Source organism: Streptomyces rectiverticillatus (assembly GCF_013394065.1).
GTDB classification, from domain to species: domain Bacteria; phylum Actinomycetota; class Actinomycetes; order Streptomycetales; family Streptomycetaceae; genus Streptomyces; species Streptomyces rectiverticillatus.
In genome coordinates this window covers 89,333-102,966 of record NZ_CP040752.1, presented here as the reverse complement: position 1 = coordinate 102,966, position 13,634 = coordinate 89,333, and the positions used below count along the sequence as shown (strand labels likewise).

The window sequence follows — 13,634 nt, the reverse complement described above, 5'->3', positions numbered from 1 at the left end:
GCACGGACCAGTCGATGAGCGGGTCGGCGGTCACCGGGTCCGGGATCTCCGGGTGCCGGAGAACAGCACCTCCATGAACGGGCTGCGGAACACCCCAGCCGGATCGTGCCGTTCGAGGACCGCGATCGCGTCGTCCCAGCGCGAGCCGGCGGGTTGCCCGGCGCGGAAGGCCTCCGGCCAGGCCGTCCGAAGGACGAAGTCGTCGGTCCAGGGGCCCTCCGCGCCGTAGCCCCAGCCCTTCGGCCACTCCGGCCGCACCGCAGCCCAGCCGGTGAAGTGCCGCACCATCCACTGCTCCAGGTCACGGTGGAAGACGTACGCGCCCGGCGTCCCGGGGAACGTCGCGGTGTCGAACCACACCACGGTGTCCCACGTGGGGCGGTCGGCCCGGGGGCGGGCCGGCGACAGCAGGGGGCCGGTGGGACCGGCGGTGTCCGTGGCGGTGACGCGGAAGTCCAGGGGGCCGTTGAGCGGGTACTCGCCGCGGGCCCGGTGCGCGGCGAGCTGGTCCCGCACGCGGGACCAGAGGTCGTGCACGACTCGCTGGACATCTCTCCTCGCACACGGCACGGCCCAGCCGGAGTATCTCCAGCGCGGGCTGGAGGGCCGGAGGTGGAGCAGTGTGTTCTTCGACCAGCCCCACAGGTCCCAGGTGGCGGTCGCCGTCAGGCCCAGCCTGATGCCGCGCTCCATGACGCCGGTGAACAGCGGCGTCACGGCCGGGGCTCCACCGGTAATCTCCCGTGCCAGGCATGACGCCCCTTCCGGAAGCGTGTCGGAGAAGACGTACGGGTACGGCGAGTCGACCTGTCGCGCCCCCAAGGGCCGCATCGGCTCCTCAGACCACACCCTCAGCCAGGGGCGGTCCGTGTACGGAAACCACAGGGCCTCCACCCGTCCCGTAGCGGCGAGGAAGTGAGCCAGGGTTCGCCGGCCGCCGGGCCGGCCGAACAGCTCGTGGGCCGGCACGTCGAAGCCGCTGCGGCACCGCAGTCGGACGTTCTCGGGTGCCCGTAGCGTCGCGTCGGTGACGAAGGCGCGCCCGAGGTGGACGAGGAACGCCGCCGTGTCGGGCTCCGATCGATGAAAGGTCCTCAGCACATGCCGTCCGGTACGGGCGTCCCACACCACGGCGGTGAGCGACTCGACCGCGTCGCTGAGCGTCGAGGAAGGCGACGCGGGCCGGACGCGGCCGGCGCCGGGGGACGCCGGGACGCCGGTGCCGTGCCCGCCGAGGGCCAGCACGCCGCCTACCGTCAGCGTGCCTGTGGCAGGGACGCACGTCAGGCCGCGGCCGGCGGCTTCCAGGGCCGCGTGGACCGCATCCCAGGTTGCCCCCGCCTGCGCCGTCACGGTCGCGGGGTCGCCCGCGCGGCACTCCACCGAGGTGAGGCCGTCCGTGGTGTCGACCATGACGAGCCGCTCGGTGGCCTCACCGGCGCCGGCGAGCAGGGGCGCCCATGTGTGACCGAGCCCCCGGGCGCGCAGCCGCCGGCCGTGGACCCGCGCCCAGTCCGCCAGGACGGGCACGTCGGCGGGCGACGCGGGGACCGCGGTCCACACCGCCTCAAGGGCTACCTCGCCTGACCAGTTGCGGAAACCCTGCCGGACGAGACGGATGCCTCGGGGGAAGGAGGGCGGTGTGTCGGGGTCCGCGGCCCGCGCCTCGACGCGGAAGGCGGGCGTCCATCCCAGTGCCGCCCCCGCGCCCGCCGCGGCGGCCAGGGCGAGCACCCGGCGCCGGCCCGGTTGTGGCGGGAGGGCGTGCGAGGCCCCGGAGCCGGTACTCGTATCGGTCACTGCGTCGCCGCCCTCGGTTCCTCCGCTGCCCTTACCTGCCGTGGGGCGCAACGACCCGGTGCGGCGGAGGATATCGGGTAGTGCGCCGAGGGTGTGTGCGGTGACCGGCACCACCGCGCACCCGCTGTACGGTCACCACCGCCCTCGCCTCCTTGCCCCTTTGCGGCGGCACGCACCGCCCGGCCAGGGTGGTTACTTGTGAATGCCTTCAACCGCGCCGTGGCCATTCTGTGAGCCGTTCTCCGAGCTGTTCTCCGGGCCGTTCCGTGAGTCGTTCCGTGGCCCGCGGGGCCGAGAGCGCGGGCCGGCGGGTGCTCCCGTTCGGGATCGACGGTCCGCCGCAGATCGCCGCCCTGGTCGGCGGAGCGGCACTGACCGCCCTGGCGGCGCCGGCCGCGCTGATCCGCGGCGCCCCGCCACTCGTTCCCCTGGGCACGGCCCTCGTCGCGGCCACGTTGACCGGCTGCGTGGCGTGCTATCTCCACGCCACGCTCCGGGGAAAGTTCCTCGTGTGGCGGGAGCTGGTCGCCGGCCTGGGGCTGCGCGGCGGCGAGAAGGTCCTGGACCTCGGCTGCGGCAGCGGTGCCGTCCTGCTGCAGGTCGCCCGGCGGCTGACCACTGGTCAGGCGGTGGGGGTCGACCTGTGGCGCACGCAGGACCAGTGGCGCAGCGACCCCCGCACGCTGCGGGCGAACGCCTCGGCGGGCGGCGAGGGCCGGCGGGTGGGGCTCTGCACCGCCGACATGACGACCCTGCCCTTCACCGACGGCTGCTTCGACGCCGTCGTCACCAGCATGGCCGTGCACAACCTGCGGCCCGTGGCGCGCCGTCGGGCGGCGCTGGCGGAGGCGGTACGGGTGCTGCGGCCGGGTGGACGCCTGGTCATGGTGGACATCTGGGTGGGCGGCCGGACCGAGGCCCTCGCCGAGCTGGGCATGCGCGACGTCGAGCGGCACCGTGTCGGGCCCCGCATGTGGTGGTGCGGACCCCTGGTGCCCACCAGCCTGATCACGGCCCGGAAACCGGGGCCGTGACCCCGCCGTACCGGGCGACCCCGCCGTACCGGGCCAGCAGTCGGGCCCGGGCGGGCGGGTGGATGTTGGCCAGCGTGACGTCCCCTCCGTAATGGGCGACCACCTTGGGATCCATCAGCCGCCGCCACAGGGGCGGGACCCACGCCAGCACGATCATGGAGACGAAGCCTGCCGGCAGTTGCGGGGACGCCTCGTCGTGACGCAGCACCGGATAGGGGCGCAAGGGATTGGTGTGATGGTCGGAGTGCCGCTGTGAGTGGAACAGCAGCACGCTGCTGACGATCGCGTCACCGTTCCAGCTGTGCCGGGGGGAAGGGCGCTCGTAGCGGCCGTCGGGACGGCGTTCGCGCAGCAGCCCGTAGTGGTCGAGATAGGCACCCGCCTCCAGCACGCACACGCCGAACGCCGCCTGGAGCACCAAGAAGGGCATGATCCCGGGCCCGAACGCGACAGCCAGGCCGGCGAACAGGGCGACGGCCACGCCCCAGCTGTTGAGGACGTCGTTGCCCGGGTGCCAGGGGCGGTGGCCGCGGCGCGCCAGTCGCCTGGCCTCCGCGCGCAGCGCGTCGACGGGTCGCCCGGCGACGACGCGGGGGAGGAAGTGCCAGAAGCTCTCGCCGAGCCGTGCGCTGGAGGGGTCGCCCGGGGTGGCCACGTGCAGGTGATGACCGCGGTTGTGCGCGACGTAGAAGTGACCGTAGGCGATCTGCGCGAGAGCGACCTTGCTCAGCCACCGCTCCGCCTCCGCGGTCGTGTGCCCGAGCTCGTGCGCCACGTTGAGCCCCAGGGCGCCGACCCAGCCGGCGGCGAAGGCGAGTCCGGCGCGGTCGAGGACGGAGAGTTCCGGGGACGCCCACTGGGAACAGACCCAGACGAGGGAGAGGTACTGCAGCGGAATGAAGACGTACGTACACCATCGGTAGTAGGCGCTTCCTCGGATGGAGCGGCCCTCACCCTCGGGAGGATTGGAGGTGTCGTCACCGACCAGCCGGTCGGTGAGGGGGATCACCGTCAGCGTGCCGACGAGCGGAAGCCACCACCCGAGGTGGCCCACGAGCGGATGGAGGTGGGCGAGGGTGAGCAGAGGGAGGCAGGGCGCGAGGGCAGCGAGCGGCCACAGCAGCCGCTTGGGGTCCCGCCACCGGCCGGGGACTTGAGCTGGGACGGGTGGGGTGTCCATGGTCCCTCCTCGCAGCATGGTGCGCGTGCTCTCTCGGGGCGCGGCGAAACGGTCGCCCTGGCGCATTTCTACCCGACCAGCATCGGTGCGACGCGTGCGATGACGGCCCCGTCAAGTACCCTTCCGGCCGCGTCGCGGCGTCCGGGGTGCGATGCGTTCCGGGCGTGACGGTACGCAGCTCCGCGGCCACCGACCAGCCCAGGCGGGGCATGAGTTCGGCGTCGACCCGGGCGACTTCGGTCCAGAAGACGGCGTCGGCGTCGGCGTCGAGATTCGTGGCCGGGGCCGTTTCGCCTGAGGCCGTGGGCTGCGCGGCCACGCCGCAGCATTGCGGGGGCGCCGGCGTCGGTGTGCTCGGCGAGGAGTACGAGCACAGTCTGTGCGTCGGCCTGTTCGTGGGGGAGTACGGGCTGCCAGATGCCTTCCGGAAGCCCGGCGCGATGGGCGATTCGTGCCATGCTCACTGCTGCCTGTGCGCGCCATAGCGGCTGGGGCGATCCCGGGCGCGCTGCACCACTTCGCGGATCTCCGTGAGCCCGGACACGAGCCATGGTGCGCTGGCCGACTGAGCCGTGGCGCCGACCCGATCGTAGAAGGCCGTTGGGCGGCCCCTCCGGATCCTCCGGCCAAGTACATGGGCCGGAGGATCGGTAGCCCGCGTCAGAAGATCACAGTGATCTTGCCTGCCAGGCCGCCGCGGAGAAACCGCTCGTGGGCGGCTTGGATCTCTTGGAGGTCGAAGGTGGAATGCACCCGCACCTGCAACGAGCCGCTGTCGACGAGCCTGGTCAGCTCGCGCAGCCCCGCGCCGTCCTCGCGTACCTGGTTGACAGTGGTGCGGACTCCGCGGGAGGACAGATCGGGGACCGGGCCTGCTTGGGTGGCGATCGACGCGTACCGGCCGCCGTCGGCCACTGCATCGGTCACGAACGCCCCGAAGGTGTCGAAGACAGCGTCATAGGCGCCCTCTTCGAGAGCATGCCGGTCGGTGGTGACGAGATCGGCACCACGATCGCGGGCGAAGGCGACCTGCGCATCCCGGGAGACCAGAGCATCGACCTTGGCTCCTCGTGCCCGTGCGATCTGCAGCGCGAGTCCGCCCACGGCACCGGCGGCACCGGCGATGAGCAGCCGCTCGCCGGCTTCGACCGCCAGCCAGTCCAGCGTCTGCCAGGCCGTCAGCCCCGGAAGCGGCAAGGCGGCCGCCGTTACCAGGCTGATCGAACGGGGCGCAGCGGCGACTGCTTGTGCGGGAAGTGCGACCAGATCGGCCCAGGTCCCTCGGCCGGAGTTGAGTTGGTGCGACATAGCGATCACGCGCTCACCGGCACGCAGTCCGCTGTCACCGCCGTCGACCACGATGCCGGCCAGGTCCCAGCCGAGGGTCATCGGCAGGGGCGGCGTTCCTTCTCCGATAGCGCCTTCCCGCGTCTTGTCATCGACGGGGTTGATACTGGTCGCCACGGTCCGGATCAGCACCTCTCCGGCGCCCGGTTCGGGCTCGGGAGCCTCGACGATGCCGAGGACATCAGGGGTGCCGAATCGATCGATCTGTATGGCGCGCACGAAAAGCCCTTCACACTACGGATGCTGACAGCAGGGCCCAACACCGTTAATGATCTAGAGATTCCCGTTGCGGCGACGGCTCGCACATCGGCCCGTCGGCGGTTGCCGTCGTTGCGCAGACTGCCGCCCACGACCAGCGTGAGCACCCCGAAGGCCCGTCACACCATCCCATTGACCTGCGACTCCAAGGTGGCGGCAACTCACTAGCGGTCACTGCAACGGTGCGCGCCACGATACGCGGGGATGCTCTCGGCTGGGCGCCGCGCCGCGATGTGAATACTCAGGGTGATGGTGCGCGGGGGGTGGTGTGGGCGGTGCGCACCGGCTCCCGTCGGTGGCTTCACCGGAGAGGGGGGCAGCACGGCATTATCCGCACCGGACCGAGAGCGCACCGCATCCGGTGCGCATCGCCGGTGGAGCCCGTCGTCGTCCTACTCACCTTGACGTCATGCCTGATCGGCATGGCCCTCCGGGGCAGCTTTCGGTCGGACCAGATCGTGGCCGCCGCCGGCGCTCTTGCCGGCTTCAGCGCCCTCGCCCATCACCGTCTCGCTCAAGGCACCACACAGCACTGAAGCGCTGCGCCAGGCGCGATCTGATCACCAGCACCGACCATCATTCGCGACACCTGATCGGGCGGCCTGGTGTCCGGCGATCGAGGCCGTAGCCCTGGTGGGCTCGCGCCCAGCATGTCATCCATCGTCGGCCACGAGGAGGTCAGGAGAAACTCCGCGACCAGTGCCTCCTCGGCGGGAAGCAGGCCGAGGCGGTTGTTCATCAGATGGGCGAAGTGAAACAGCAGGTAGGGGACCGTGCGCCGGCCGGGGAAGGGGGTGCGCAGCGTTTCCCGGAGGAGGTCCGTGTATTCCTGGACGGCCTGCGCCTGCGCCTGCGGCCCACCGTGCACCATGCGGAACCGGGCCTCCAGCGCTTCACGATTCCGGATCGCCGCCGAACGGATCCTGTGCCGCTGCTCCTCCGCCGCTCGGCCGTCCCTCCCGCTCCAGTACCAGCGCATGTTGTAGAGGAAGGACACCCGCTGCGCCGGGGGCAGGATGTCCATCGCGGAGGCCGTCGCGACGATCGCGTGGCCCAGGCGCAGCGGTGTATGACGGGGGCCGGAGAACCGCAGGGCGAGCTCGCTCGACGCCCGGAAGACCTCTTCGGCGCGTTCGATGCCGTTCCCCGCCCCGTACTTGGCGGTCTCCGGCTCGTAGAGGCCCGGGACGAAACCCGTGTACCCGGCGACGCCGTCCGCCCGGCCCGCCCGTTCGAGCACGCTGCCGGCGAGGCGCTCCAGCTCGGCCAGGGCGTCGAGCGGCCCGTGCTGCCGGAGCCGTATCTGGGGCCCCCTCTTGTCGAAGTAGCGGATGAAGAACCAGCGGTGGCCGGGGCACAACCGGCGGCCTTCTGCGACGATCTCCCGGACGGGGCCGTCGAGGAGTTGCTGGACGCCCTGGCGGTGTTCGGCGAAGATGCGGTAGTAGAGCCAGTCCGTTTCCATGAGGGTCCTCTTCGTTCGTCTTTCGTTCGTCTTTTCAGTCCTCCGTGGCATCCAGCCGGACGAGTGCGCACAGTTCGGCGGCGCGGCGGCGGCCGTCGGCACCGGTGAGCCAGTGCCCGCCAGGTCCGGGCAGCTGCTCCGTGAACGACACCGTCCGCACGGATCCCTCGTGCTCGTGCTCGTGCTCGAGCTCCTTCTGCAGCGCGCTCAGCACGTGGGGCGACCCCAGGTCGGCCCATTGCGGCTTGGACGCCCCCGCGCCCGGCCCCTGGAGCTGAACGAAGCACAGGCGGGGGAGGCCCTCCGCCCGCCGCCAGTCGTCGAAGCGCTCGAGGAAGGCCGCCGGGGCCTCGCCCCGGTCCGGCCGGGGAACCGAGGCGGCGGGCATGCGCCAGGTGGCGCGTTCGAGGACCAGCCGGCCGTGTGTCGCGCGCGGCGTCGCTCCGCCGCCCGTGGCAGGCCCGGACGGATGCCACGGCGCCTCGGCCAGCCATGGATTGGACAGTGTGGCGAGCAGCTTCACCGGCCCGTCCAGGAGGTCGAAGATGACGCTGCCGAGGTAGGGGAGCGCGACGTTCCGTCCGCCGGGCCCGTAGAGCTGCAGAGTTCCCGTGCCGGGATCGTGGGAGAGCACGAGATCTGCCAGGCCGATGGAGTCGTCGGGTCCGTCCGGACGGAGTTCGGTGGGCCAGCGGAAGGCGGGAAGCAGGTGCCCGGGCGGCGCCTGGACCATGGTGTAGTCCCCGCCCGGCCACAGTCCGTACACGGCACAGCCCGGGTACAGGTCCTCGATCCAGGCCCGCAGGGGCCCTTCGAGGTCCTGACCGGTGCCCGGCACCGCTCCCCAGCGCGCCAGCAGCGCGCCCGCACTGGGGATGACACGGTTCACCACCATCCGGTAATCCCCGCGGTGCACGGCCGCTTCGTCCTCCGCCACGAGCTGATGGAGCACCGACACCGCAGGCGCTCCCACGGTGCCGCACGGCAGCGGGTCCACCGGGACGGTGGCGGTCCGCCGGAGGACGTCCGGGTAGTCGGGCCGCCGGCACAGCGCGTGCAGGAATGCCATGACGTCCCGGCAGGTGCCGCCCCGGCCGTAGCGGGCGACGAAGTGCTCGACGAGCACGTCGTACAGACCGCTGCGACGGACGGCCGGCCGGAGCAGGCCGGCCAGCGTCCGCAGATCGTCCGCCACGCTGTCGGGGAGCCTCAGGAGGCGCCTGTCCGGGCAGGGAACGTTCTGGTGGAACAACGGGGTCCTCGCGAGCCACCGGGGCACGGGGGCGCCCGCGCCCCGCAGCGCGGTCTGCGCGGCCTGCCGGACCGTGGTGTCCAGGACGAGCCGCTCCTCGGCGCCGGCGTCCGGCATACGGTCCTCCGCACGCGCCAGGGCCTCCAGCGACTGCGCGACGCCGGCCGGCAGATGACCGGAGGCTGCCGCCTGCCCGGCCAGCTGCCGGAAACAGCCCCGGTCTTCGAGCCGCCAGGGAGTCCCGGGCAGCAGGATCCCGGCCGCGATCCACCGCCGTATCAGTGCGCGTTGCCCGTCGGTGCCGTCGGCCCAGGACCGCCACGTGCCGTCCAGGTACGGCACGTAGCCGTCCACCGTGGCGGGCTCGTCGAAGCGGTAGTGCAGCCGTTCCGAGGCCTGGTACTGCGGCAGCAGGACCCGCCACGTCCGGTCCGTCCGCCGCAGGCTCGGGTTGTCCCGCAGGGGGAAGGCGGTGGGGTTGCACGCGGCCAGGGCTCGCAGCAGGTGCACGGCGAGGTGACGGGGGGAAGCCAGATCGACGCGGTGCCGTGCGGGAGCGGGCCGCCTGTCGGGGGGCGGCCCGAGGTGGGCCGTGCCGAGCGTGGTCAGTGCCCCGAACGGGCTGGTCTTCGTCGCGGTGCGGGTGAAGTAGGCCAATGCCGAACGGGCCGTGCGGGAGCCGGGCGCGGGGGGCCGGTCGGGATCGGCGCGCAGGAGTTCGCGGGTGAACGCGGGGCTCGCCAGTGCCAGGGTCGCGGCGATGTCCGGCGTCCGCAGCAGGGCCAGCATGCGGGACCCGGCTGCGCGGGACGCCTGCATGGCGCACCTGTCCAGTTCGGCCCTGGCGGACGCCAGGTCGCAGACGGTGCCGAGCCATCGGGTCACCAGGGCGCCTGCGCCAGGGGAGAGGAACGGCATGGCCGTACGCGCCGCCTCGGCGGTCCTCGGCGTGCATCGCGCATTGTGTACGTCCCTGCGCAGTCCGAGCACCGCCCGGCGGACGTCCGGGGTCCCGTCGAGCGCGGGCACCAGGTCGTACAGGTGCCGGGCGATCTGCCGGCCGGCCGCCTCGGCCGCCTCGCGCAGGGACCTGACGCGCTCCAGGGCCATGGACAGGGCGGGGGCTGACAGCACCTCCAGGTCCTGCGGGGACAGGCCGGACACCCGGAGGGAGAGGACAGGACAGATCCGCATCATCGGCCGGACTCCAGGCGCATCCGCGCCTCCCGGTACCAGGCGTGGTCGTTGACGGGTTCCCAGCCGTCGTGGACGGCCGGAGGGAGAGCTCCCGGTGCGGGGAGGGAGCTCAGCAGGAACTCGCCGACGGCGGACTCCTGGAGGTAGTCCAGGCCCAGTGCCGCCGCGGTCAGGTCCGAGTCGCCGCCGCCGAGCGCGCACGGCGCCAGCCCCATGGCGGTGGCCACCAGATACATCGTCTGGTACAGCACACCGACGTGCTTGAGCGCGGCTGCGTAGGCCATGCCTCGGTACTTCCATGACAACCGCTGGAACCGGGAGGTCACCGTGATGTGGACGTCAGCGGCCTGCGCGGCTCCGGTCGCTCGCCGTGCCCAGTCCAGCACCGACTGCCGGTGCTCCGGCCCGTCGCCGACCAGGACCAGCGCGTGACCCGCCGGGTCGTAGTGGTACATCCCGGGTGCGAGGCCGGCCACCCGGTTCACCGTGAGGTAGAGCTCCAGGTCGTAGGCGGCGCCTGCGCTGGGGTACGGCCGGGACGAGGCCGGGTACGGCATGCCCTGCTCCGGCAGTGCCTCGGTCACGGTGCGGACGCGTGCCGTGCGGTAGAGGAACTCCCCCAGCTCGGCGAGCGAGAGAGGGGAGGGGCCGCGGTCGCGTACTGATCTTCTCCCTTCGACGGCCACGGTCAGCGGCACGTCCTTGGCCAGCACCGTGTGCAGCGGCGGCCGGTGCAGCGCGATGGCCGGCCCCTGCGGCGGCGTCCTCACCACCGGACGCGGTTCGACGGTCCCCCTGTGGGCGAAAACCGCGCCGTAGCCGCCCTCGTGGGACCCGGCCCGGCTTCGGGCATGGAAGAGCAGGTCGTGGAACTCCCACTGTGCGAGCACCGGATCACGGTCCGCGGGGAACCCCGCCCCGTCGTCGACGTCCACCAGTGCCGCGCCCGCCAGATGGGCCACCAGCCCGAGGACGTCGCAGACCTCGATCCCGGTGCTGTCGGCCATCCCGGCCGGGGTGCCACCGGCGAACAGATCCGCCACCAGACGCCGTGCACCGGCCCCCGGGAGGACGGCACGGAACCCTGACAAGGGCGACTCCACGACCGGAGAGCCGTCAACGGTACGGCACAGGGCGAAGCGAGACATGCGCACGGAGGTACGGGTGCCGAGAGGCGCGGCAGCGAGCGGGGCTCCGGCCGACGACTCGATGCGGACGGCCGGTTCCTCCCCGGCCCGCACGTGATGGACCAGCAGTGCTCCCAGCCTGCCCAGGACGGCGGTCATCTGGCGTGCGCACGCCGGGTCGTCACGCACGGCGGCCGCGACGTCCGCCGGCTCGTGCGTCATCCGCGAGAGCAGCCGGGCGACCTCGGGCCGTGCCCCTGTGAGCGTGAACCGCGACGGGCCGAGGCTGACGAGCAGGGTGCGTCGTGCCCCGGCCGTTCCCTCCGCCGCCGTGTCTTCCTCCACGACGACGTCCTCGCGGAAGGCGAGCAGTGCGCTGGTGGGTGTCACAGGAACACTCCGATCGGGTTGAGGTCCTCTTCCGGAGTGGGCTCGCGCAGCCAGCCCAGCGCCACCGGCACCTCGTAGAGGCGGCCCGGCGCGTACCGGGGCCAGAAGTGGCGCAACCCGGGTACCAGGACTTTGACGACGGGCAGACCGACGTCGACCCGGGTCTGGTCGAGCACGAGCATCTCCAGTCCCGCCCGCTCGACAGCCAGCTGAGCGGCCTTCAGATCTGCCAGAAGGTCGCGGTCCACGTGCACCGGACAAGTGTCGCTGGTCCGGGGCGGGCCGTCGAGCGGCTGCAGGTAAGGCTGGTTGGCGAGGGTGGCGGTCGTCCACCAGCGCACGTAATCTGGTTCGTCGAAGCGGTAGCCCCCCGGACGGCCGGAGGAGGCACCGACGTGCGGCAGGAACTGGTTCACCTCGGTCATGGCCCGGGAGATCGCGATCCGCATGTCGAAGTGGGCTCCGAACCCCATGAGGATCTCCTCCGCGGGACCGGTGGTCCGGCGGGCCAGCGCCACGACCGTGGGGATGCCGAGGTCCGAGGTCAGGTCGAGGACCCAGGTCTGCCGGTCCATCCGCCGGTAGGCCGCCTGCCACCGCACGAAGTAGGGGTCGTCGAAGGAGGAGAGGTCCACCGCGGGGCGGCGGACGCGGTTGTACCACCACAGCGCCACGCCGTCGCGTTCCACCAGCTCCATGAACCCCTGGAGGGCGGCGTCCTCCGGACTGGTGCCGGCCGCACACCCGTTGGAGTCCCCTCCTGCGAAACCGTCCGCCGATTCCGGGTGCTCGAAGTAGAGGTACGCCGTGGGAACGTGCACGTGACGGCCGCGGGTCAGGGACCACACCGGTGTCCATTCCACCCGGGCGTCCTCGTCCAGAGGGCGCCACACATGGTGGAATCCCGATGTACGGCTGTTCCAGGTCTCACGTTCGGCATACTGCCGGGCCGAGTAGAGCTGAAGAGCACTGGGGTGGATCGCCTGCTCCGGGCCCAGCTCCCGGTAGGAGGCGACGCGCCGGGGCTCGTCCCCCTGGAAGATCGCCGAGTACCGTTCGACCGCTTCGCCGAGGGCCGAGGCCCGTGCTTGGACGTCGCTGCGCCCCTTGCCGCCGCTCATGGATCTCAGGCTTGACCGCAGCGCTTTGAACCCGCCCTGGTGCACCGCCGTGTTGAACCCGGCCACGTAGCTGTGCAGCAGGCCGGCCCCGTCCGTGTCCACCGTCCTGGAGTCGAATCTGACCAGCTCGGGGACGATTCCGGTCACCGGGCTCACATGGTGGCCGTAGGACGCCACGAACCCCTCCGGGTCCCGGGCGCGGTGGCCGCCGTCCGTGGTGCCGGCCTTCTGCTGTGCCCGGAAGACGACGGGGCGCAGAGCGGCCTCGGTCTGGATGCCGGGGTCGCCGCACACCGGGCACTGCGGGCGACGGGTCAGCCGGTGCCGCTCGCCCTCCAGCGTGACGGTGTCGAGCGTGAAGACCTCCGAGAGGTCCTCCGACCGTACCCCGGCCAGCCACTTCGCGGCTTGCAGTGCGGCCAGGCGCCCGGCGATCTCCGCGACTCCCGGCCCGGTCGCCGTGCCGGTCACGGGAATGCGCTCCAGGGACAGGGCCGACTGGACGAAGGAGTCGACCATGCGGTTGCCGCGCAGCCGGACCGACAGGCAGTGCCAGCACCCGGTACGGCCCGGCTGGAACAGGGGCCCGATCCAGATCCGGGCCCCGGACGGCCGCACCAGCAGCCAGGGGCGGCCGCGCTCCAGGGAGCACCTGTTGACGGACTCCAGAGCCGGGTCCAGGTAGTCGTCCGTCAGCACCATGGCGAGGTCGCCGTCCCGGTCCCGTACCCGGATTCCGGCCTCTGCGGCGGCCTGTGCGAACGGGGCCGTGGATGCGGAGCCGAGTGCATTGATCTCTACGGATCCTGCCGCTGTCCGCGTTGCCGCCGTCCCGTCCAGCCCGGCCAGTTCCCAGAACGCTGCGGTGCCGGGGGCCTCCGGAGATCCGGTCTCGATCACATGGCAGGAGGCGAGAAGACGGTCCAGCGCGCGGGTCACCTGTTCCGGGGCGAACCGATCCGACAGTGCCGTCGTGATGGACTCACGGGTACGGCCCTCGGCCAGCAGCGGTGCCAAGCACTCGACAAGGGCCCCGCGGAGCACGGTCTGCTTGCGCTCGGAGAGCAGGAACACCCCTTCGCCGGGCGCGACGAAGGAGGTGACGGACCATCTGAATCGTAACTTGCCGGACACTTCTCATCCTTTCGAAGGCCGAGCAGCAACTGCAAGGCGGACCGGCCCGCCGGAGCGAGCACCGTGGGGAGCTGCTCCGGCGGGCCGGCTCACCGGCTCACCGACCTACCGGCTTACCGGCTTACGAGTGTTCAGTGGGTGGTGCTGCAGCTGGAGGTCTGGTTGCTGAGGAACTCGGCGGAGGTGTTGAGCTCCTCGATCTGCAGGTCGTCGAGCTCAACGGCCGCCAGGATTTCCTCGTTCATTACTGATCTCCTTTCGTTGCCATGGGCTTGTGTCCCATGGGTCCATTGGGTGTTTCCGCCGTGCTGACCGCACGGAGGCATTCG

At 71.9% G+C, this 13,634-nt stretch carries 8 protein-coding genes; 1 reads left to right on the top strand and 7 read right to left on the bottom strand.

What is annotated here, in order from left to right; translation table 11 throughout:
* Positions 1–30: 30 nt before the first annotated feature.
* Positions 31–1,800 carry a cholesterol oxidase substrate-binding domain-containing protein gene (locus FGW37_RS00455; RefSeq protein WP_179079199.1) on the bottom strand — a complete coding sequence of 590 codons (1,770 nt, stop codon included), beginning with the start codon at positions 1,798–1,800 and terminating at the stop codon, positions 31–33.
* A gap of 266 nt (positions 1,801–2,066) precedes the next feature.
* On the opposite strand from FGW37_RS00455, the gene FGW37_RS00450 reads away from it, so the two are divergent.
* On the top strand, positions 2,067–2,834 hold the full coding sequence (locus FGW37_RS00450) for a class I SAM-dependent methyltransferase (protein ID WP_246430186.1): 768 nt from the start codon (positions 2,067–2,069) through the stop codon (positions 2,832–2,834).
* Here the strand turns inward: FGW37_RS00450 and FGW37_RS00445 are convergent.
* The 6 genes from FGW37_RS00445 to FGW37_RS00420 form a co-directional block, all read right to left on the bottom strand.
* A complete protein-coding gene (locus FGW37_RS00445; RefSeq protein ID WP_179079198.1) occupies positions 2,809–4,014 on the bottom strand; it encodes an alkane 1-monooxygenase in 1,206 nt (401 codons plus the stop codon). The two genes, FGW37_RS00450 and FGW37_RS00445, sit on opposite strands and share 26 nt — an antisense overlap.
* 660 nt (positions 4,015–4,674) lie before the next feature.
* On the bottom strand, positions 4,675–5,580 hold the full coding sequence (locus FGW37_RS00440; RefSeq protein WP_179079197.1) for an NADP-dependent oxidoreductase: 906 nt from the start codon (positions 5,578–5,580) through the stop codon (positions 4,675–4,677).
* Between the two features lie 553 nt (positions 5,581–6,133).
* On the bottom strand, positions 6,134–7,084 hold the full coding sequence (locus FGW37_RS00435) for a thiopeptide-type bacteriocin biosynthesis protein (protein WP_179079196.1): 951 nt from the start codon (positions 7,082–7,084) through the stop codon (positions 6,134–6,136).
* A 34-nt stretch (positions 7,085–7,118) separates the two neighbouring features.
* On the bottom strand, positions 7,119–9,533 hold the full coding sequence (locus tag FGW37_RS00430; RefSeq protein WP_179079195.1) for a lantibiotic dehydratase: 2,415 nt from the start codon (positions 9,531–9,533) through the stop codon (positions 7,119–7,121).
* Positions 9,530–11,050 (bottom strand): SagB/ThcOx family dehydrogenase, encoded by a 1,521-nt coding sequence (locus tag FGW37_RS00425; protein WP_179079194.1) that lies wholly within the window; start codon positions 11,048–11,050, stop codon positions 9,530–9,532. Before FGW37_RS00425 ends, FGW37_RS00430 begins: the two co-directional genes overlap by 4 nt.
* Entirely contained in the window at positions 11,047–13,305 is a 2,259-nt protein-coding gene (locus FGW37_RS00420; protein ID WP_179079193.1) for a TOMM precursor leader peptide-binding protein, read from the bottom strand. The genes FGW37_RS00425 and FGW37_RS00420 overlap by 4 nt, the downstream gene beginning before the upstream one ends.
* Between the last annotated feature and the right edge of the window lie 329 nt (positions 13,306–13,634).

Excerpts from the sequence above, each read along its gene's own strand:
- FGW37_RS00445 (WP_179079198.1), bottom strand. The coding sequence starts at position 4,014 with ATGGACACCCCACCCGTCCCAGCTCAAGTCCCCGGCCGGTGGCGGGAC.
- FGW37_RS00435 (WP_179079196.1), bottom strand. The coding sequence starts at position 7,084 with ATGGAAACGGACTGGCTCTACTACCGCATCTTCGCCGAACACCGCCAG.
- FGW37_RS00430 (WP_179079195.1), bottom strand. The coding sequence starts at position 9,533 with ATGATGCGGATCTGTCCTGTCCTCTCCCTCCGGGTGTCCGGCCTGTCC.